Genomic DNA, 18,779 nt, shown 5'->3' with positions numbered 1-18,779 from the left:
AGACCCAAGGGTCAGTCGTTCATAGGGTCAGACCCTGGCGGGAGGTGCTCACCCCCATCCTCTCTGTCGTTCATGTCGTCTGGCGAGGTGAACGGGCTCCGGCAAGTCGCGGCGGTTTGCCCGGCGGCGGCTTCGCCGACGTCTTGAATGAGTCATTCAGGTCTTCGGAGGTCCTGAATGACTCATTCAAGACACCGCAGGGCCGCCCGGCGCCGCTCGCCGCGGTCGGCACCGGTCGGTTCAGACCGAGCGGCCGGCCCTCGGCAACTTTGCCGGAGCGGCCGAGGTGTGAGCGGGAGCGGGCAGGCGGGACGGCTCGAGGGAGGGGGGAGTCGCGATCTCGAGCCGCCCCGCTGAAGTTCCCGCCGATCAGGACCCGGTGACGAGGGGGGTGCCAACGGGGCCGGGCGGGCCGCGGCTCGGCAGGGGGGAGACGAGCCGCGGTCAAAGCCCGAATCCGGCCGGGGAGTGCGTGGAATCCGGCCGCTCGGGACGTAGTCAACCTGTCAGATCTCGACGTGTAATCACAAGACTACTCACTAGTCCGTTCGAGTGAATTTACCGGTGAGCGATAACGGTGTGCAGTTTGTGGCCCGGAATTTGCGCGTTGTTGGCGGTCGGACTTGTCGAAGGGTGAGGTGTTACTCCCAAGTAACACACTCTCGGTAGGTCGAGGTCACTGGTGGAATCACGGACCGGTTCTGGCAGGCTGACGGTATGGCTGAACTCGGGACGTTGGTGCTGCTCCGCCACGGGCAGAGCACGTGGAACGCGGAAAACCTGTTCACCGGCTGGGTGGACGTGCCGCTGTCGGAGCAGGGTGAAGGCGAAGCCCGCCAGGGCGGCCGGCTGCTGGCCGAGGCCGGCCTGCTGCCGGACGTGGTGCACACCTCGCTGCTGCGCCGCGCGATCGCCACCGCGAACATCGCGCTGGACGCCGCCGACCGGCACTGGATCCCGGTGAAGCGCGACTGGCGGCTCAACGAGCGCCACTACGGCGCGCTGCAGGGCAAGGACAAGAAGCAGACCCTCGCGGAGTTCGGCGAGGAGCAGTTCATGCTCTGGCGCCGCTCCTACGACACCCCGCCGCCCGCGATCGACCCGAAGGACGAGTGGAGCCAGGCCGGCGACGCCCGGTACGCGGACCTCGGCGACGACGCGCCGCTGACCGAGTGCCTCAAGGACGTCGTCGAGCGGCTGCTGCCGTACTGGGAGTCCGCGATCGTGCCGGACCTGCGCGCGGGCAAGACCGTGCTGGTCGCCGCGCACGGCAACTCGCTGCGCGCGCTCGTCAAGCACCTCGACGGGATCTCCGACGCCGACATCGCCGGCCTGAACATCCCGACCGGCATCCCGCTGCGCTACGACCTGGGCGACGACCTCAAGCCGCTGAAGCCGGGCGGCGAGTACCTCGACCCCGAGGCCGCCAAGGAAGCCGCCGCCGCGGTCGCCAACCAGGGCCGCTGACGCCCAAAGCCGTGAAGGCCTCCTTACCGGTCGAAAACGCCGGTAAGGAGGCCTTCACGGCTTTTCAGGCGGTGGTGATCGGGCGGACGGCCGTGGTCTTCCAGGTGGGGCCTTCGCGGACCAGGTCCAGTTCGGTGGTGAACGGGCGGTCGGTGGTGCCGGTCGCCGCGGTCACCTTGAGCGTGGTGAAGAACACCACCGTCGCGCGGCCGCCGGTCAGCGAGACCACGCCGGCCATCGGGTCCGGGCCGAGCGCCACCTTCGTGCCGCTTCGCCGGATCGCGTCGACGTAGGTCGCCTTCTTCGCGCGGTAGTCGCTCAGCAACGGCTCGGCCGCGACCGCCTCGGCCCGTGCGTACGAGCCCTCCGGGTCGCCGCTGTCGGTCGTGAACAGCGCGCCCGCGGCCGTGCGCGCGCCGGCCAGTGCCGCATCGCGCAGGCCGGGCAGGCTGCCGTCGTCCGGGTGCGCGGCCGGGGACGGTTGCGCCGGGTTGACGGCGATGTCCGAGAGCCGCCAGCGCCCGCCCTCCTCGAGCGCGGTGAACGCCACCGTCGCCAGGCCCTTCGTGGTGCCGTTGACCTGCTCCAGCACCGCCAGTTCGCGGACCTTCCCGCCGGTCAGCTCCACCGCCGCCGCCCGCGCGACCGTCGTGCTCAGCCGCACCGGTTGCGGGTTCTTCCTGATCTGCTCGAACAACGCCGTGAGCTGGGCCTTCGCCGCCCCCGTGACGTTCGCGGCGACGGCCTGGTCGAACGCCGCCGGGTTCGCCGAGTCGTAGCTGAACACCGCCTCGGCCGCGGTTTTCACGGCGGCGAGTGCGGCCGCCGTCCCGGGCGCGTTGACCACCGCGAGGTTGCCCGTCAACGGCGTCGCCGTGCCGGAGACCGCCGACGAGCACGCCGACGTCGTCAGGACGAGCGCCAGCAGCACCCGCTTCACAGGAGTCCGGCTTCGCGCGCCCGCGCCCCGGCCTGGAACCGCGAAGACGCGCCCAGCAGCTCCATCAGCTCCGCCACCCGGCGCCGGTAGGTCCGCAGGCCGACGCCCAGCGCGCGGGCCGCCGTCTCGTCCTTGCAGCCGGACGCGAGCTGCTCCAGGATTTCGCGCGCGCCCAGCTCGCTGAACCGGGCCTGGTACGACTCGAGGTCGGTGCCGCCCGCCCAGGCCGCCTCGAACAGCGACTGGATGCCCTGGACCAGTTCCGGGCTGCTGACCACGGTGTAGCTGCGGACCCCCGCGACGTGGTCGCCCGCCACGATCGCGATCCGGCGGTCCAGCAGGATCGTCTCGTTGATCTCGCGCTCGGTGATCCGGATGCGCGCGCCGTGCGTGGCCATGAACCGCAGGTGCTCGGCCAGCGCCGGGTCGAAGAGCACGCCGGGCAGGTACATCTTGCGCACGGACGTCGTGCGCACGGCCTGCTCGCGCTCGGGTGCCGTCGGGTGCGCCACGGACCAGGTGTGCAGGTCGCGGGCCGCGCACGAGACCTCGGTCGCCGTCGCGAACAGGTGGGCCGTCCGCTCGAACAGCTCGGCTTCGCCGCGCACCACGACCACGTCACTGACTCTCTCCACGTATTCCAGTCTGGCAGCTAAATGCCAAACCCGGCGGCTTCCGGGCCAGGTCGGAAGGCTGGAGCCATGACCACGAACACCACCACCCTCCCCGCCGCCGCGGCGGGCACCTGGCAGCTCGGCTCCTTCGAAGTCAACCGGCTCGGTTTCGGCGCGATGCGCCTGATGTCCACTTCGGACGGCGGCATCCGCGCCCGCGAGACCTCGATCGCCGTGCTGCGCCGCGCCGTCGAACTCGGCGTCAACCACATCGACACCGCCGTCTTCTACTTCGCGGGCCCGCGTTCGGCGAACGAGCTGATCAACCGCGCCCTCGCGCCGTACGACGGCCTGACGATCACCACCAAGGTCGGACCCGGCCGCGACTTCACCGGCGAGTTCTACACCGCGCGGCCGGACCAGCTGCGGGCCCAGGTCGAGGAGAACCTGCGCGAGCTGGGCCTCGACCACCTCGACGTCGCCAACTACCGGATCGGCCAGGCCCTCGACCGCGGCGAGGGCTCGCTCGCCGACGGCTTCGGCGCGCTCGCCGAGCTGCGCGAGGAAGGACTCATCCGCGAGCTGGGCATCTCCAACGTCGGCCCGGAGCACCTCACCGAGGCCCTCGAGATCGCGCCGGTCGTCTGCGTGCAGAACCAGTACGGCCTCACCGCCCGCCGGGAGGACGACGAGATCGTCCGGATGTGCGCCGAGCGCGGGATCGCGTTCGTGCCGTTCTTCGCCGTCGCCAGCGGGCAGGGCGAGGACCGGCGCGTCGCCGAGGTCGCCCGGCGCCACGGCGCCACCCCGGCGCAGGTGCGGCTCGCGTGGACCCTGCACCAGGGCCCGCACGTGCTCGCCATCCCCGGCACCGGCGACGTCGCGCACCTCGAGCAGAACGTCGCGGCGGCCGCGCTGGAGCTCACCGAGGACGATCTGAAGACGCTGGACGCGGACGGGTGAATTCACCCGGTATGTCTCGCGACGGAATCGATCGGGTGAACGCCGCCTGAAGCCCCGGCGAACATGTGCTCCGCAGGTGTCGCGGTGCTCACGACAAGGCGGACAACGCTAGGCCGAAGGGCCACTTCTCAGCTTACGATCGGCCCGTGACCACGCCTGTTTCACTCGCACTGGCCATCGGCGCACTGGTGGCCGGTGCGGTGGTCGGCTACTTCCTGGCGCGGGCACGCACCCGCCGCGAGGAAGCCCGGCCGCCGGGCCCGACCGTCGCGGAGCTCCTCGAACGGCTGGTCCGCTCGTCGGCCAACGGCATCGTCGTGCTCAACCGGTTCGGCGACATGGTGCTGCACAACCCGCGCGCGTACGAGCTGGGTCTCGTCAAGGTCAACCAGGCCGACGCGCGGGCCCGCGCGGCCGCCGAGCAGGTCGTCGAGACCGACGAGCCGATGGAGATCGACCTTTCGCCGCTGGAGGCGCGCGGCCGCCAGCCGGAGGCGGTGCTCGGCCAGGTCCGGCCGCTCGGCGACGGGTTCACCGTCGTCGAGGCCGTCGACCACTCCGAGGCCATCCGGCTGGAGGCCGTGCGCCGCGACTTCGTCGCCAACGTCAGCCACGAGCTCAAGACCCCGGTCGGCGCGATCGCGCTGCTCACCGAGGCCGTGCTCGACGCCGCCGAGGACGTCGAAGAGGTCCGCCGCTTCGGCGGCAAGATCCTGCGCGAGTCCACCCGGCTGGGCCAGCTCGTCACCGAGCTGATCGCGCTGTCGCGGCTGCAGGGCGCCGAACGGCTGCCCGACCTCAACGTCGTCGAGGTCGACGCGGTCGTCCGCGAGGCGCTCGGCCGCACCACGCTCTCGGCCGAGTCGGCCGACATCCGGATCACCACCGACAACCCCAGCGACCTGCTCATCGAGGGCGACCGGACGCTGCTGGTCACCGCGCTGTCGAACCTGCTGGAGAACGCGGTCGCGTACTCGCCGGCCGGCAGCCCGGTCTCGATCAGCAGGCGGCTCGCGGACGGGATGGTCGAAATCGCCGTCACCGACCGCGGCATCGGCATCGCCGAAGAGGAGCAGCAGCGGGTGTTCGAGCGCTTCTACCGCGCCGACAAGGCCCGCTCGCGCGCCACCGGCGGCACCGGGCTGGGCCTGGCGATCGTCAAGCACGTCGCGGCCAACCACGGCGGCTCGGTCGGGCTGTGGAGCCGTCCGGGCACCGGCTCGACGTTCACCCTGCGCATCCCCGCGCACGTCCGCGCCGAGCCGGCCACGGAGCCGGCCAAGGGCGCCAAGACCTCGCCGGCACCGCGGCAGGAGAAGACCCCCGAGCGCACCCCGAGGCTCGTGGTTACCGGGCAGGACAGCCCAGATCATGGAGGAAACCTGTGACCAGGGTTCTCATCGTCGAGGACGAGGAGTCGTTCGCCGACCCCCTCGCCTTCCTGCTGCGCAAGGAAGGGTTCACCGCGGCCGTCGCCGGGACGGGCCAGGCCGCGCTGGAGGAGTTCGACCGCAACGGCGCCGACATCGTGCTGCTCGACCTGATGCTGCCCGGGATGAGCGGCACCGACGTCTGCAAGCAGCTGCGCCAGCGCTCCGCCGTGCCGGTGATCATGGTGACCGCGCGCGACAGCGAGATCGACAAGGTCGTCGGCCTGGAACTGGGCGCGGACGACTACGTCACCAAGCCGTACTCGGCGCGGGAGCTGATCGCGCGGGTCCGCGCGGTGCTGCGCCGCGGCGGCGAGCCGGGCGCGGAGGGTGAGCTGGCCCCGCTGGTGCTCTCGGCGGGCCCGGTGCGGATGGACGTCGAGCGGCACGTGGTGACCGTCGACGGCGCCGAGGTTTCGCTGCCGCTCAAGGAGTTCGACCTCCTGGAGTACCTGCTGCGCAACGTCGGCCGGGTGCTGACCCGCGGGCAGCTGATCGACCGGGTGTGGGGCGCGGACTACGTCGGCGACACGAAGACGCTCGACGTCCACGTGAAGCGGCTGCGCTCGAAGATCGAACCGGACCCGGGCTCGCCGCGGCACCTGGTGACGGTCCGCGGCCTGGGCTACAAGTTCGAGACGTAAGTCCCTTTCGTACGGCTTCGTCCCGGTGGGAGGCGCGCCGGGGCGAAGCCGCACCGAGTGTTTTCGGTTACAAGTTCGAGACCTGGCGCCGGGGCCGGTACCCTGGACCCCCGTGCGCCTAGGGGTACTCGACGTCGGTTCCAACACCGTCCACCTGCTCGTGGTCGACGCCCACCGGGGCGCCCACCCGACGCCGATGCATTCCGAAAAGTCGGTGCTGCGGCTGGCCGAGCAGATCACCCCGGGCGGTGAGCTGACCAAGGCCGGGGCCGACGAGCTGGTGACCGCCGTCGAATCCGCCAAGGACGCCGCCGCGCGGCTCGGCTGCGAAGAGCTGATGGCCTTCGCCACCTCCGCGGTCCGCGAAGCGAAGAACTCCGCCAAGGTGCTGGCCCGCGTGGCCGACAAGACCGGCGTCGAGCTGCAGGTCCTTTCCGGGGTCGACGAGGCCCGGCACACCTTCCTCGCCGTCCGCCGCTGGTACGGCTGGTCGGCCGGGCAGCTGCTCGTGCTCGACATCGGCGGCGGCTCGCTGGAGGTCGCGATGGGCCGCGACGAAGAGCCCGTGCTGGCCGAATCGCTGCCACTGGGCGCCGGTCGCACCACCCGCACCCGCTTCAAGCACGACCCGCCGACGCGCTCGGAACTCGTCGCGACGTCGGCGTGGCTGGACGACCAGCTCACCGAGCTCGCGCGGAAAGTCACCAAATGGGGTGAACCGGACCGCGTGGTCGCGACGTCGAAGACCTTCCGCTCGCTCGCGCGGCTGACCGGCGCCGCCCCCTCGGCGGCGGGCCCGCGCGTGCGACGTACGCTCACGGACACCGCGTTGCGCCAGCTCCTGGCCTTCATTTCGCGGATGTCCTCGGCCGATTTGGCCCACCTCGAGGGGGTCAGTTCGAGCCGCTCCCACCAGCTGGTGGCGGGCGCGCTCGTCGCGCAGGCCACGATGCGGGCGCTCGGTGTGCCCGAACTCGAGATTTGCCCGTGGGCTCTGCGAGAGGGTGTGATCCTGCGGCGGCTGGACCATTCCAACGGCGCGGATGAGACTGGAGCCGCCCTCGCGGGGCTCTTGGGCGCACAGGAGGACCGGTGAAAGCACCCGGCTGGACTTCCCGGACGGAGAACGGGCACGGTGGAGAGGTGACGGACATGCAGAGGTCGGCGTACAGCGCGCGCCGCGCCGCCGGAATGCCGTCGGGTACCTCCCCGCGAGGTGCCGAGAACCCGGAGCGCGCAGGGGAATACCAGGTATGACGGACCAGACCGGAGGCGACCAGCCGCAGAAGACCGTGGCTGAGCTGCTCGCCCAGCACGGCGCCCAGGTCGACGGCGGACGCCGCCGTCGTCGGCGCGCGGCCGATGACGACGACGAACCCGGCACCCCCGAAGCCCCGCCGGGCGCGACCGGCTCGCACCGGCGCCCGGGCGTGAGCGACACCGGCCCGCAGGCGATCATCGACCGGGTCGCCTCGGAAGGCACCCCGCCGCCCGGCCGCCCCGGTGGCCGGCGCCGCGCCGAACCGCCGCCCCCGCCGCCGCCCGCGCCCCGCGCGGTCCCGCAGGACTCCCAGCCGCTGCCCCGGCCGGTCCCGCCGCCGGCGCGGCCCGCGCCCGGTGGCGCCGAATCCGGCCAGTACCAGCGCCCGGCGCCGCCGGAGCCGGGCCAGTTCGCCCGGCCGCCGCAGGAGTCCGGCCAGTTCACGCGTCCGGCGCCGCCGGAGCCGCCCGCGGCCCCGCGGCCGCAGGAGTCCGCGCAGCTGCCCGTGCCGCCGCGCGCGCCCCGGCGCCAGCCGCCGCCCCCGCAGCCGTCGCAGCAGCTGCCGGTCCCGCCGGCCGCCGCCGAAGAGACCCGCGGGGCCGTCCCGCCGGTGCGGCGCCGTCCCGGTCCGCCGCAGTCGTCGCAGCCGCTGACGACCCCGCCGCAGCCCTCGCAGCAGCTCCCCGTCCCGCCGCCGTCCGGCCCGCTGTCGGCGCGGCTGGACGGGCTCAACGGCACCCCGGACGCCGACGTCGACGTCCCGCCCGGCCCGATGGCCAGCGGCACGTTCGCCACGCCGCCCGCCGCGCCGGGCCGCCCGCGCCGGGCGCCCGGCCGCCGTCCGCAGCCCCAGCCGGAGGCGTACACCGAGCAGTTCTCGGCGGTGCCCGACGACGAGCCGCCCGCGCCGCCGAAGAAGGGTGACGAGCCCTCCTCGCCGGCCGGTCTCGCGAACTGGCGCAAGCGGCGGCAGAAGGAGCAGATGGAGGACACCGAGATCGGCGTGATGCCGGCGGTGCCCACCGACGCGCCCGGCGACGGCTACCCCGAAGACGACTTCGAGCCCGAAGGGTTCGCCCCGGAAAGCAGCGGCTACCAGGCCGCCTACGACGCGGGGCCGCCGACCGGCGCGTACCCGCCGCCGATGCCGTTCGCCCCCGGCGACCGCGCGTCGCGCGCGCCGATCCCGGACGACCTCGAGCCGTACGAGCGCGAGTTCGCCGACGGCTACCCGGCGGACGGCCCGGACTTCGAACGGGACGACTACGGCTACGAGCAGGGCGACGGCTACGAAGACGAGTACGACGACGCGCCCGAGCCGGTCGCGGAACCCGCGGCCGCGGCGTCGCCGGGCAAGGCGTGGCTCGCGCTCGCCGGCCAGCTGGCGATGGGCGTGGTCGGCGGTGCCGCCGTCTGGCTCGGCTTCAACTGGCTGTGGGTGAACATCCCGGCCGCGGCGCTGGTCGCGGCGCTGCTGGTGGTCGTCGCGCTGGTCTGGATCGTGCGGAAGATCCGCCGCGCCGAAGACCTGCAGACCACGGTGCTGGCCGTGCTGGTCGGCCTGGTGGTGACGGTGTCGCCCGCCGCGCTGCTGCTCGTCGGCCGCTGACGTCCGCGGGGGACGCGGTGATCCGCGTCCCCCTACCGGCCCGGCGGCTCCGCGCACCCTCGGTGACGAGGCAGGATGGCGCGCGTGACAGACGAGAAGCCGGTGCCGGTCGGCCTGAGCACGGCGTCGGTGTGGCCGCTCAAAGCGGGCGCGGCCTTCGAGCTCGCCGCCGAGCTCGGCTACGACGGCGTCGAGGTGATGGTCTGGGCCGACCCGGTCAGCCAGGACGTCTCGGCACTGCGGCGCTGGTCGCGCCGCACCGGGGTGCCGGTGCTGTCGATCCACTCGCCATCGCTGCTGATCACGCAGCGGATCTGGTCGCCGGACCCGGTCGTCCGGCTGCGGCTGTCGGTCGAGGCCGCGCTCGAGCTCGGGGCCCGCACGGTCGTGGTGCACCCGCCGTTCCGCTGGCAGCGCCGCTACGGCGACGCGTTCGGGGATCTCGTCGACGAGCTGGAAGAGTCGAGCGGCGTCGAAATCGCCGTGGAAAACATGTTCAAGGTGCGCCCGCCCGGCGGTTCGCGCACTTCCCGCGTGTCGGCATTCCGGCCGTCCATCGACCCCACGGACGTCGGGTTCCGGCACTACACGCTCGACCTGTCCCACACAGCGGCAGCCGGAATGGACGCGCTGGCGCTCGCGCAGCGGATGGGGGAGGGCCTCACGCACGTCCACTTGGCGGACGGCACCGGCGTCCCGAAGGACGAACACCTGGTACCCGGACGGGGTGGCCAGCCTTGCGCCGAACTGCTCGAGAAGCTGGTCAGCGGCGGTTTCACCGGCCAGATCGTGCTGGAGATCAACACCCGGCACGCGGTCACCGCGGCCCAGCGGGTGCGCGATCTGGCGGAGGCGCTTTTGTTCGCGCGTTTCCACCTCGGGCAATGAACGAGCACGTTCCGACAGGACACGACTACTCCCGTCTGCATTTCGGCGGGTGCAACCCGTAAAGTTCGGACCGTGAACCCGTCGCCCGCGTTGATCGACCCCTTCCCGGATTCCCCGATCGGCGCGGAGCGTTCGTGAGCGGATCGGACGGCACCGCCGCGTCCTTCGACACGGCGAGTGCGGCGCGGTCGCTGGGGGACGGCACCTTCACCGCGGTGCTGCGCGCGGAGTGGGCCATCGGCTCGCACCCGCACGGGGGTTTCCTGCTGGCCCTGCTGGCCAAGGCGGCGATCGCCGCGCTGCACGAACGCGGGGAGCCGCACGCGGAGCCCCTCGTCGTCAGCGCGGAGTTCCTGCACGCGCCGGCGCTGGGCCCGGTGCTGCTGCGCACGGACGTCCGCAAGGTCGGCCGCCGCGCGACGGTCGTCGAGGTCCGCCTGGAGCAGCGCGGCCGCAGCTGCGTCGAGGCGCGCGTGACCACCGGCCGCCTCCCGATGCGCCGCCCGGAGTGGACCGACGTCCCGGCGATGCCCGCCGAGCCCCCACCGGGCGCGCTGGCGATGGCGGAGAGCACGGAGGGCCCGTTCAACCTGGCCAAGGGCTGCGAGGTCCGCCTCGACCCGGCGACGGCGGGCTACCTGGCCGGCCGCACCGGCGAGCCACCCCGCATGCGGCTGTGGGTCCGGCCGCGGCACAGCCTGGTCGACCCGTACTTCACGCTGCTGGCCTCCGACGTGAACCCGCCGGTGGTGATGAACCTGGGCCGCATCGGCTGGGCCCCGACGGTCCAGCTCACGGCGTTGCTGCGCACGCGGCCGGCACCCGGGTGGCTGCGGGTGGTGGTGGAGTCGAGGTCGGTGCACGAGTCGTGGTTCGACTCGGACGCGACGGTGGTGGACTCCCAGGGGCGGCTGGTGTGCCAGGCCCGCCAGCTGGGCCTCGCCCCGGCCCCCGGCGGCTGAGCACGCCCCGCCACGCCCGGCTCGCGGCCGGACCGGCTTGCGTGCGGGCCGCGACGCCATGAACGACCCTTTCATGGCGTCCGGCGAGATGAACGAGTCGTTCAGGGCAAGCGCGCCCCGCCACCACGGCTGCCCGCCGCGTTTGGCACGCTTGACCGCATGACGGTCATCGCGGTGCTGGGTGCGGGGAAGATCGGCGAGGCGTTGCTCTCGGGGCTGCTGCACGGCGGCCACCAGCCGGGCGACCTGCTCTTCACCGAGCGGTACCCGGCGCGCGTCGAAGAGCTCACCGCCCGGTACGGCATCCGCGGCGTCGAGGTCGAAGACGCCGCCAAGCAGGCCGATGTGCTCGTCGTCGCCGTGAAGCCGCAGGACATCGATCCCGTGCTCGACGAGCTCGCGCCGCTGCTCGGGCCGTCGTCGCTCGTCGTTTCGCTGTGCGCCGGGCTGCCGACGTCGCTCTACGAGCGGCGGCTGGCCGACGGCGTGCCGGTCGTGCGGGTCATGCCCAACACGCCGATGCTGGTCAACGAGGCCATGAGCGCCATCTCCGCCGGCAAGTACGCGACGGCCGAGCACCTCGCCGTGGTGCGGGACCTGCTCTCGCACGTCGGGCAGGTCGTCGAGGTGCCCGAAGGGCAGCAGGACGCCGTCACCGCGCTCTCCGGGTCCGGGCCGGCGTACTTCTTCTACCTGGTCGAGGCCATGATCGACGCCGGGATCCTGCTCGGCCTGCCGCGGGCGCTCGCCGGGCAGCTGATCATCCAGTCGGCCGTCGGGGCGGCGAAGATGCTCGCCGAGTCCGAGGAGCACCCGGTGCTGCTGCGCGAGGCCGTGACCTCGCCCGCGGGCACCACCATCAACGCCATCCGCGAGCTGGAGAAGCACGGCGTCCGCGCCGCGCTGCTGGCCGCCATCGAAGCCGCGAAGGACCGCTCGGTCGAGCTGGGCAAGGCTCACGAAGGCTGACGCGGCCGCCAGTCCGCCGCCCACGCGTCGAGCCGCACCAGCGTCCCGAACAGCGATCTGCCCTGCTCGGTGAGGGTGTAGCCCTCGGCGTGGCCGACCAGGTCCGCCTCGCCGAGTTCGCGCAGCCGGGTGGCCAGCACGCTCGACGACACCCCGTCGCACCGCTGCTGGAGCACGCGGAACGTCAACGGCTCGTCGTCGCGCAGTTCCCAGAGGATCCGCAGCGTCCACCGCCTGCCGAGCAGGTCGAGCAGCGCCATGATCGGGCGGCCGGTCGTGGACCCGCGGACCGGGCGGCCGGGGAGGGGCGTCGTCAATTGCTTTCCTTTCCGAAGCGCCGATGTTAGCGTGCCGGACATGCCTCTGAAATCGAAGCAGCCGCGGATCGCGCCGCTCGAGCCGCCGTTCGACGCCGGAACGGCCGAGGTGCTCGACCGGCTCGGGCCGCCGATCGGGCTCTTCCGCGTGTGGGCCCGCCGTCCGGCGCTGGCCAGGGGCGTCGCGGACTGGGGGCGGTACTACTTCTCGCGGCAGTCGGCGCTGACCGTCCGGCAACGCGAGCTGGTCATCGACCGCACGACCGCGCTCTGCGGCGCCGCTTACGAATGGGGCGTCCACCTCGCCACCTTCGCCGAGAAGGCCGGCCTCCGGGACGACCAGATCCGCTCGCTCGCCGCCGGTGGCCCGGCCGACGAGTGCTGGGACGCGAGCGACCGCGCGGTCCTGAAAGCCGTCGACGAACTCCACGCCACCCACGACCTCGCGGACGGCACCTGGGCGGACCTGACGAACGCCGTCGGCGACGACGGCGCGCTCGACGTGCTGCTCGTCTGCGGTTGGTACCACGCGATTTCGTTCACCGTGCGGGCGCTGCGGCTGCCCCTCGAACCGGGCACGACGGGTCCGAATTCGCCGTAATGGGCGATTCCCGAGGTCTTGCACGCGCGGGTGCTTGTGCGTTAGCGCTGGTAGGGGCCCATCTCGGTGACAGGCGTCGCATTAGTCCCACCAGTCCCGCTACTCTCGATAGAGCACGTGCGTGTCGATACCACAGGTGGGGAAGCCTCGTGGCGCGACACGTGTCGAAGGACGCGGTAAACATGTCGCCGAACAAGAAGGAGGATCTGCCGGCAGTCGGGCAGGTCCAGTTCCTGACGGTCGCCGAGGTCGCCACGCTGATGCGGGTCTCCAAGATGACCGTCTACCGTCTCGTGCACTCGGGTGAGCTGCCCGCCGTCAGGGTCGGGAAGTCCTTCCGGGTGCCGGAAAAAGCAGTGCACGAGTACCTCCAGGGCGCGTACTACGACGTGGGGTGAACCCCCTCGCGGCCGGCGGCACGTCGCCTTACGACGTGCCCGCCGACCGGCCCGCACCGGGTGCCGGGTAACCTGGAAAACCGCTCGTGCCTGTGCGCTCCACCCGTTGGACGCTGCGCCGGGCAGCGTGACCGACGACGACCTAAGGAGCGCCCATGGGCTCTGTGATCAAGAAGCGCCGCAAGCGCATGTCGAAGAAGAAGCACCGCAAGCTGCTTCGCCGTACGCGCGTTCAGCGTCGTAAGGCCGGCAAGTAATCCTGCCGAGCGTGACCGTGGCCCGTCCAGTCCCTGGACGGGCCACGTCCATGTGGTGGGCCGGTTCCCCCCGTTCGAGTGAGGCCTTCGTCGCTTTCCGGGGAATGGCGGTTAATAGCACGTAAGACACCCGGGAGCTACCACTGAAGAGCGGTAACATCTCAAGGGTGTCCGCGCGATGCTTCCAGTGAGTGCAGGCCCGCGCACTTCGGGTGATCGTCCACCCCCACCACGCCCTACGCCGCAGGGAGTCGCATGCCGTCGAAGATCGTGCTCGTCACCGGGGTCGCCGGCGAACTGGGCGGGAAACTGCTCGCCCGGCTGGGCAACAACCCCGATTTCGAGCGGGTCATCGGTGTCGACACGGTTCCCCCGGACAAGACCGTCCTGCAGCGCATGGGCCACGCGGAGTTCGTCCGCGCGGACATCCGGAACCCGTTGATCGCCAAGGTGATCAGTACCGCCAAGGTCGACACGGTGGTGCACGCCTCCTGCACCGCGCACCCGGCCGGGCCGGGCCGCCGCACGGCGATCAAGGAAGTCAACGTCATCGGCACGATGCGGCTGCTCGCCGCGTGCCAGCGCTCGCCCCTGGTCCGCAAGCTCGTGGTGAAGTCGACGGCGGCGGTCTACGGCGCCGGCGCCCGCTCGCAGGCGGTGTTCACCGAGGACTCCGAGCTCATCCCGACGTCGACCAGCGGGTACGCGAAGGACGCGGTCGAGATGGAGGGCTACGTGCGCGGCCTCGTCCGCCGCCGCCCGGACATCACCACGACGCTGTTCCGCTTCGCCAACATCATCGGGCCGTCGACCGACACCGTCCTTTCGCGCTACTTCGCCCTCCCGGTGGTGCCGACGGTCTTCGGTTACGACGCCCGGATCCAGCTGCTGCACTCTTCGGACGCGCTGGCCGTGCTCGAACGCGCGAGCCTGACCGACCAGCCCGGCGTTTTCAACGTCGGTTCGGAGGGGGTGCTCACGCTGTCGCAGGCGATCCGGCGCGCGGGCCGGGTCGAGCTGCCGATGCCGCGGAGCGTGGTGCCGTCGGTCGGCAAGGTCCTGCGCGGCGCGCGCGTCGTCGACTTCTCCGCCGACCAGGTCCGGCTGCTGAACTTCGGCCGGGTCGTCGACATCACCAAGCTGAAGAACGAGTTCGGGTACACCCCGCGGTGGACCACGCGAGAGGCGTTCGACGACTACATCACCGGACGCGGGCTCCGGCCGGTGCTCGACGGCGGCAAGCTGGCGGGCCTGGCGGGGAAGGTGCTCGTCGCCGCCGCGACGGGCCAGAGCCGATGAGCAGACCGCACGACTTGGACGACTTGGGAAGCGAGGCGGAGACGGTGGGCGGTGCCGAAGCGCAGGTCATCCCACTGCACGGACCGGGCCGGGAGAAGCCGGAAGCCGAACGAGACCTCCGCGAGGAGGACGCCGCCCGGGCGGACGCGCCGGTCGTCGCGTTCCCGGGAGCGGAGAAGGAGACCCCGGACGAGCCCCTCTCGGCGGCCGCGCGCTCGGCGCTCGGCTTCCTCCGCGACCGGCTGACCGGCGACTACACCGTCGACGAGTTCGGCTTCGACGCCGAGCTGACCGACGCGGTCTTCCTGCCGCCGCTGCGCGCGCTGTACAAGAAGTGGTTCCGCGTCGAGACCCACGGCGTCGAGCACCTCCCGGCGTCGGGCGGCGCGCTGCTGGTGTCGAACCACTCGGGCACGATCCCGCTCGACTCGCTGATGACGGCGGTCGCGGTGCACGACGAGACCGGCGGCAGGCACCTGCGTGGCCTCGGCGCCGACCTGGTGTTCCAGGTGCCGCTGGTGGGGTCGTTCGCGCGCAAGTCCGGCCAGACGCTGGCGTGCCACGCGGACGCGGAACGCCTGCTGCGCAAGGGCGAGCTGGTCGGCGTGTGGCCGGAGGGCTTCAAGGGCGTCGGCAAGCCGTTCTCGTCCCGCTACAAGCTCCAGCGCTTCGGCCGCGGCGGCTTCGTGTCGGCCGCGCTGAAGGCCGGCGTGCCGATCATCCCGGTGTCGGTGATCGGCGCCGAGGAGATCTACCCGAAGCTCGGCGACATCAAGGTGCTGGCCCGGATGCTGGGCCTGCCGTACTTCCCGGTGACGCCGTTCTTCCCGCACTTCGGCCTGCTGGGCGCGGTCCCGCTGCCGACGAAGTGGAGCATCGAGTTCGGCGAGCCGATCCGCACCGACGAGTTCGACCCGGACGCGGTGGACGACCCGATGCTGGTGTTCCAGCTGACCGACCAGGTCCGCGAGTCGATCCAGCAGACCCTGTACCAGCGGCTTTCCCAGCGGAAGTCGGTCTTTCGGGGCTGAGCCTCAGCGGCGGCGGTAGGCCATCCCGGCCGCCACCGCGCCCGCCAGCGCGCCCGCGCCCAGCACCGACGGCACGCCGATCTTCGCCGCCTTGCGGCCGGTGCGGAAGTCGCGGATCTCCCAGCCGCGGGCGCGGGCGACGTCGCGCAGGCCGCCGTCCGGGTTGACCGCCACCGCCGTGCCGACCGCGGACAGCATCGGGATGTCGTTGGCCGAGTCCGAATAAGCCGTGCAGCGCTTGAGGTTCAGCCCTTCGCGGGACGCGAGCGCGCGCACCGCGTGCGCCTTCGCGCGGCCGTGCAGCAGGTCGCCCACCAGGCGGCCGGTGTACACGCCGTCCCGGGTCTCGGCGACCGTGCCGAGCGCGCCGGTGAGGCCCAGCCGGCGCGAGATGATCGCCGCCAGCTCGATCGGGGTCGCCGTCACCAGCCAGACGCGCTGGCCCGCGTCGAGGTGCATCTGAGCCAGCGCGCGCGTGCCGGACCAGATCTTGTCCGCCATCAGCTCGTCGTAGATCTCTTCGCTGATCGACGTCAGCTCCGCCACCGTGCGGCCGGCCACAAAGGACAGTGCGCGCTCGCGGTGGGTCTTGATGTCCTCTTTGTTCTCGCGGCCGCCGAGCCGGAACTTGATCTGGCCCCAGACGAACCCGGCCAGGTCCGACGAGGTGAAGAACTTGCGCGCGGCGAGCCCGCGGGCGAAGTAGAAGATCGACGCGCCCATCATCATCGTGTTGTCGACGTCGAAGAACGCCGCCGCCGTCAGGTCCGGTGGCGCGGGCGGCGCGGGGGGCTCGGAAAGGGCGTGGGCGGCCTCGGCCGACGCCTCGCCCGCGAGCGTGGCGAGCCGTTCCAGCTCCTGACTCTTATCCCTGCCACGCCACGCTGACACGCACACCGCCTCCACGTCTGCCCACGTCCGGCACGTCTTGGTCCTTCGCACAGCGTAGCGAGCCGCCCACCGCCTCGTCGCAGGTGTGGCCGGGACCTCAGCCGATCACGATCGGCGGCAGACCCGGCAGCAACGGCGGGAGCGAAACCAGCGGCGGCGGGGACGTCGTCGGGATCGTCGTCGTCGGCGGCCGGGTGGTCGTCGGCGGCTGGCCGTACACCGGCGGGGGCGTCACGCCGCCGGTCGGCGCCGGGATGCCCGGGGTGGCTGCCGCGTCCGAGGGCGGCAGCTGCGTGCCGGTCGCCACCGGCGCGGTGCTTTCGCCCGGGGTCGACGAACTCGGCGGGGGCGTCTGCTGCTCGCCCGCGGCCGGCGCCGGCCGGGCCGTGCACTCGCCGGTCGCCGGGACCACGCCCAGTTCGTCGGACGTGCCGGTGGTGATCTCGTAGCAGTTCAGCCGGGCCACCAGGCCGCTCGTGCGTTCCTGGACCTTGCCCAGCAGGTCGCGGACGTCGCCGAACACCGGTGCCGCGTCGGCCGGTTGCGGCTGCGTCGCCAGCCGCGCAGCCTGGTTGCGCGCCCACAGCCGGACGTCGGCCAGGGCCTGCGCCCCGCCGCTGTCGCTCGTGGCCACCGCGGCCAGCTGGGCGACGCCCGCCTTCAGGTCGGCGGCGAAGTCGTCGTACGCGGTTTGGTAGTCGGCCTGGCTCGCGCCTTCTTCGGCCAGCTCGCCGAGCTCGGTGATCCGGTTGGTGGCGAACTCCAGGTGCTTCTTCGCCTTCGCCTGGTCGCCGAACGTCAGGCTCAGCGCCGTCGACTCCCCGGCGCGCTTCACGCTGTACAGCGCGTCACCCGGCAACGCGTTCCTGGACAGCACCAGCGTCAGGCCCGAGAGCACCAGGACGAGGAAGAGCGCGGCGGCCACCAGGTCGGCGGTCCGCGGCCGCCACCTCCGACGCGGGAGGGCCGCCGCCGTCTCCAGGCGGCCCGCGATCTCCGCGCGGATCCGCTGCCGGGTCGCCAGGTCCGGCGCCCCGGCATCGCCGAGGTCACGCAGGGCGCCGACGAGAGCCAGCTCGTCGGCGAACTCGCCGTCCCGGCGTACCGGGGACGGCTCCAGGGCACGCGCGAACCGGTCGATCTCGGCTCGCTCACGCGCAAACCTCACCGCAGTGCTCCATCTCGGGCCGTGGCCGGTCCTGACACCGGTCTGGCAGGAGTAACGATCCAGAAGCCGCCAGGGTTACCGGTTCCGGTCGATGGGCCGAAAAGTTCGCGGGATCAGCGCAATCCCGTGGGCAGAAGTTGTGCCAATCGGCGTACCGCGCGGTGCTGGAGCGCCTTGATCGCCCCTTCGTTGCGGTTCATGATCTCGGCCGTCTCCGCCACCGACAGGCCCTGCAGGAACCGCAGGATGATGCATTCCCGCTGGTCGTCGCCCAGTTCCGCGACGCAGCGCAGCAGCTCGGCGCGGGTCGCGCGGGTGATGGCTTCCTGCTCGGGGCCCGCCTGGGCGGTCGCGCCGACGCTGAACGGCGCCGAGCCCGGCTCGGTCACCTCGTCGGTGACCACTTCGAGCTTGAACCGGCTCGACTTCACGTGGTCGAGCACGAGGTTGCGGGCGATGGTGACGAACCAGGCGCCGACGTCACGCCCCTGGTAGCTCACCGACGTGATCCGGCGCAGCGCGCGCAGGAACGTCTCGCTGGTGACGTCCTCGGCCAGGTCGCGGTCGCCGAGCCGGAACAGGACGTACCGGTAGACGACGTCGACGTAGCGGTCGTAGAGGCGGCCGAAGGCGGACGAGTCGCCGTCCTGGGCGGCGCGCACGAGCTCCCACGCCTCGGCCTTCGCGGCTTCGGCGCGCTCGTCGTCGGACGCCTGCCGGCTCACGGGCACGGCCGAAGAGCGGCCGAACACGCGCTCGGCGAACATGAAGACGGGCCCGCGGCTCACGGCGGTCGGCACGGTCATCGGGCGGCACCTCCGGCGGCGAAGCTGGCCCCGCGGGCCACTGGACCCCCGGAACCCGGACGAGCAGGGGCCTGCCGGCTCGCGTGCCCCACGACTTCGTGGGCAAGCAAGTTCGTCACGGCGACTCCCTCTCTCCGGTCGCGGTGGTGATCAACACCACCCCGCGACGCAGTGCAGCATACGTGTAGTTACCGCGAAGTAGGTAGTGGCTCCGGGGTTGCGAAGAAGCGACGCTCGCGGTCAGCACCCATGACGTCGCTCCGA

Annotated in this window: 20 protein-coding genes; 14 read left to right on the top strand and 6 right to left on the bottom strand. The window is 72.2% G+C overall.

The genetic code is table 11. The features are described from left to right. Positions 1–717 precede the first annotated feature (717 nt). Positions 718–1,467, top strand: a complete 750-nt coding sequence (locus EIY87_RS19810; RefSeq protein ID WP_125310289.1) for a phosphoglyceromutase — start codon at positions 718–720, stop codon at positions 1,465–1,467. Between the two features lie 64 nt (positions 1,468–1,531). Here EIY87_RS19810 and EIY87_RS19805 read toward each other — a convergent pair whose 3' ends face one another. Both EIY87_RS19805 and EIY87_RS19800 read right to left on the bottom strand, forming a co-directional pair. Then, positions 1,532–2,407, bottom strand: a complete 876-nt coding sequence (locus EIY87_RS19805; RefSeq protein ID WP_125310287.1) for a hypothetical protein — start codon at positions 2,405–2,407, stop codon at positions 1,532–1,534. Further along, positions 2,404–3,042 (bottom strand): helix-turn-helix domain-containing protein, encoded by a 639-nt coding sequence (locus tag EIY87_RS19800; protein WP_125310285.1) that lies wholly within the window; start codon positions 3,040–3,042, stop codon positions 2,404–2,406. The genes EIY87_RS19805 and EIY87_RS19800 overlap by 4 nt, the downstream gene beginning before the upstream one ends. Before the next feature lie 66 nt (positions 3,043–3,108). Here EIY87_RS19800 and EIY87_RS19795 point away from each other — a divergent pair, with 66 nt between their 5' ends. The 8 genes from EIY87_RS19795 (at position 3,109) to proC (ending at position 11,747) form a co-directional block, all read left to right on the top strand. Next, complete coding sequence (locus EIY87_RS19795) at positions 3,109–3,984, top strand: oxidoreductase (protein ID WP_125310283.1); 876 nt, start codon at positions 3,109–3,111, stop codon at positions 3,982–3,984. Between the two features lie 146 nt (positions 3,985–4,130). Beyond that, positions 4,131–5,372 carry a sensor histidine kinase gene (locus EIY87_RS19790; protein ID WP_191984187.1) on the top strand — a complete coding sequence of 414 codons (1,242 nt, stop codon included), beginning with the start codon at positions 4,131–4,133 and terminating at the stop codon, positions 5,370–5,372. Further along, entirely contained in the window at positions 5,369–6,058 is a 690-nt protein-coding gene (locus EIY87_RS19785) for a response regulator transcription factor (RefSeq protein WP_125310281.1), read from the top strand. Before EIY87_RS19790 ends, EIY87_RS19785 begins: the two co-directional genes overlap by 4 nt. 112 nt (positions 6,059–6,170) lie before the next feature. Then, a complete protein-coding gene (locus EIY87_RS19780) occupies positions 6,171–7,154 on the top strand; it encodes a Ppx/GppA phosphatase family protein (protein WP_125310279.1) in 984 nt (327 codons plus the stop codon). 157 nt (positions 7,155–7,311) lie between these two features. After that, the gene (locus EIY87_RS19775; protein ID WP_191984186.1) at positions 7,312–8,928 is read left to right on the top strand and encodes a hypothetical protein; all 1,617 of its coding nucleotides are present in this window, start codon (positions 7,312–7,314) and stop codon (positions 8,926–8,928) included. A gap of 75 nt (positions 8,929–9,003) precedes the next feature. Next, positions 9,004–9,816, top strand: coding sequence for a sugar phosphate isomerase/epimerase family protein (locus EIY87_RS19770; RefSeq protein ID WP_191984185.1), 813 nt, complete (start codon positions 9,004–9,006; stop codon positions 9,814–9,816). A gap of 134 nt (positions 9,817–9,950) precedes the next feature. After that, a complete protein-coding gene (locus EIY87_RS19765; RefSeq protein ID WP_125310275.1) occupies positions 9,951–10,778 on the top strand; it encodes a thioesterase family protein in 828 nt (275 codons plus the stop codon). A gap of 159 nt (positions 10,779–10,937) precedes the next feature. Next, positions 10,938–11,747: a pyrroline-5-carboxylate reductase gene (gene proC, locus EIY87_RS19760; RefSeq protein ID WP_125310272.1), complete on the top strand. Its 810-nt coding sequence runs from the start codon at positions 10,938–10,940 to the stop codon at positions 11,745–11,747. Here the strand turns inward: proC and EIY87_RS19755 are convergent. Continuing rightward, positions 11,735–12,064: a winged helix-turn-helix transcriptional regulator gene (locus tag EIY87_RS19755; RefSeq protein WP_225439946.1), complete on the bottom strand. Its 330-nt coding sequence runs from the start codon at positions 12,062–12,064 to the stop codon at positions 11,735–11,737. The two genes, proC and EIY87_RS19755, sit on opposite strands and share 13 nt — an antisense overlap. A 40-nt stretch (positions 12,065–12,104) precedes the next feature. Here EIY87_RS19755 and EIY87_RS19750 point away from each other — a divergent pair, with 40 nt between their 5' ends. The 5 genes from EIY87_RS19750 (at position 12,105) to EIY87_RS19730 (ending at position 15,650) form a co-directional block, all read left to right on the top strand. Continuing rightward, complete coding sequence (locus tag EIY87_RS19750; RefSeq protein ID WP_125310269.1) at positions 12,105–12,665, top strand: carboxymuconolactone decarboxylase family protein; 561 nt, start codon at positions 12,105–12,107, stop codon at positions 12,663–12,665. Between the two features lie 182 nt (positions 12,666–12,847). Continuing rightward, positions 12,848–13,063, top strand: coding sequence for a helix-turn-helix domain-containing protein (locus EIY87_RS19745; protein WP_013222402.1), 216 nt, complete (start codon positions 12,848–12,850; stop codon positions 13,061–13,063). A gap of 155 nt (positions 13,064–13,218) precedes the next feature. Beyond that, positions 13,219–13,320, top strand: a complete 102-nt coding sequence (locus EIY87_RS19740; RefSeq protein WP_007030867.1) for a 30S ribosomal protein bS22 — start codon at positions 13,219–13,221, stop codon at positions 13,318–13,320. Between the two features lie 255 nt (positions 13,321–13,575). Continuing rightward, complete coding sequence (locus EIY87_RS19735; RefSeq protein WP_125310267.1) at positions 13,576–14,619, top strand: NAD-dependent epimerase/dehydratase family protein; 1,044 nt, start codon at positions 13,576–13,578, stop codon at positions 14,617–14,619. Continuing rightward, positions 14,616–15,650, top strand: coding sequence for a lysophospholipid acyltransferase family protein (locus EIY87_RS19730; RefSeq protein ID WP_191984184.1), 1,035 nt, complete (start codon positions 14,616–14,618; stop codon positions 15,648–15,650). Before EIY87_RS19735 ends, EIY87_RS19730 begins: the two co-directional genes overlap by 4 nt. Positions 15,651–15,653: 3 nt before the next feature. Here the strand turns inward: EIY87_RS19730 and EIY87_RS19725 are convergent, their stop codons facing one another. The 3 genes from EIY87_RS19725 to EIY87_RS19715 form a co-directional block, all read right to left on the bottom strand. Then, positions 15,654–16,541: an HAD family hydrolase gene (locus tag EIY87_RS19725; RefSeq protein WP_225439945.1), complete on the bottom strand. Its 888-nt coding sequence runs from the start codon at positions 16,539–16,541 to the stop codon at positions 15,654–15,656. A gap of 97 nt (positions 16,542–16,638) precedes the next feature. Continuing rightward, positions 16,639–17,709 (bottom strand): DUF5667 domain-containing protein, encoded by a 1,071-nt coding sequence (locus EIY87_RS19720; protein ID WP_125310263.1) that lies wholly within the window; start codon positions 17,707–17,709, stop codon positions 16,639–16,641. A gap of 113 nt (positions 17,710–17,822) precedes the next feature. Further along, positions 17,823–18,515, bottom strand: a complete 693-nt coding sequence (locus EIY87_RS19715) for a sigma-70 family RNA polymerase sigma factor (RefSeq protein ID WP_125310261.1) — start codon at positions 18,513–18,515, stop codon at positions 17,823–17,825. Positions 18,516–18,779 lie beyond the last annotated feature (264 nt).

It is taken from the genome of Amycolatopsis eburnea, from assembly GCF_003937945.1.
Taxonomy (GTDB): domain Bacteria; phylum Actinomycetota; class Actinomycetes; order Mycobacteriales; family Pseudonocardiaceae; genus Amycolatopsis; species Amycolatopsis eburnea.
The sequence above is the reverse complement of the archived record's forward strand: the minus strand, read 5'-3'. Positions and strand labels throughout refer to the sequence as shown.

Coding starts and splice junctions, on each gene's coding strand:
- EIY87_RS19810 (WP_125310289.1), top strand. CDS start 718: ATGGCTGAACTCGGGACGTTGGTGCTGCTCCGCCACGGGCAGAGCACG.
- EIY87_RS19795 (WP_125310283.1), top strand. CDS start 3,109: ATGACCACGAACACCACCACCCTCCCCGCCGCCGCGGCGGGCACCTGG.
- EIY87_RS19775 (WP_191984186.1), top strand. CDS start 7,312: ATGACGGACCAGACCGGAGGCGACCAGCCGCAGAAGACCGTGGCTGAG.
- EIY87_RS19770 (WP_191984185.1), top strand. CDS start 9,004: ATGGCGCGCGTGACAGACGAGAAGCCGGTGCCGGTCGGCCTGAGCACG.
- proC (WP_125310272.1), top strand. CDS start 10,938: ATGACGGTCATCGCGGTGCTGGGTGCGGGGAAGATCGGCGAGGCGTTG.
- EIY87_RS19750 (WP_125310269.1), top strand. CDS start 12,105: ATGCCTCTGAAATCGAAGCAGCCGCGGATCGCGCCGCTCGAGCCGCCG.
- EIY87_RS19745 (WP_013222402.1), top strand. CDS start 12,848: ATGTCGCCGAACAAGAAGGAGGATCTGCCGGCAGTCGGGCAGGTCCAG.
- EIY87_RS19740 (WP_007030867.1), top strand. CDS start 13,219: ATGGGCTCTGTGATCAAGAAGCGCCGCAAGCGCATGTCGAAGAAGAAG.
- EIY87_RS19735 (WP_125310267.1), top strand. CDS start 13,576: ATGCCGTCGAAGATCGTGCTCGTCACCGGGGTCGCCGGCGAACTGGGC.
- EIY87_RS19730 (WP_191984184.1), top strand. CDS start 14,616: ATGAGCAGACCGCACGACTTGGACGACTTGGGAAGCGAGGCGGAGACG.
- EIY87_RS19715 (WP_125310261.1), bottom strand. CDS start 18,515: ATGACCGTGCCGACCGCCGTGAGCCGCGGGCCCGTCTTCATGTTCGCC.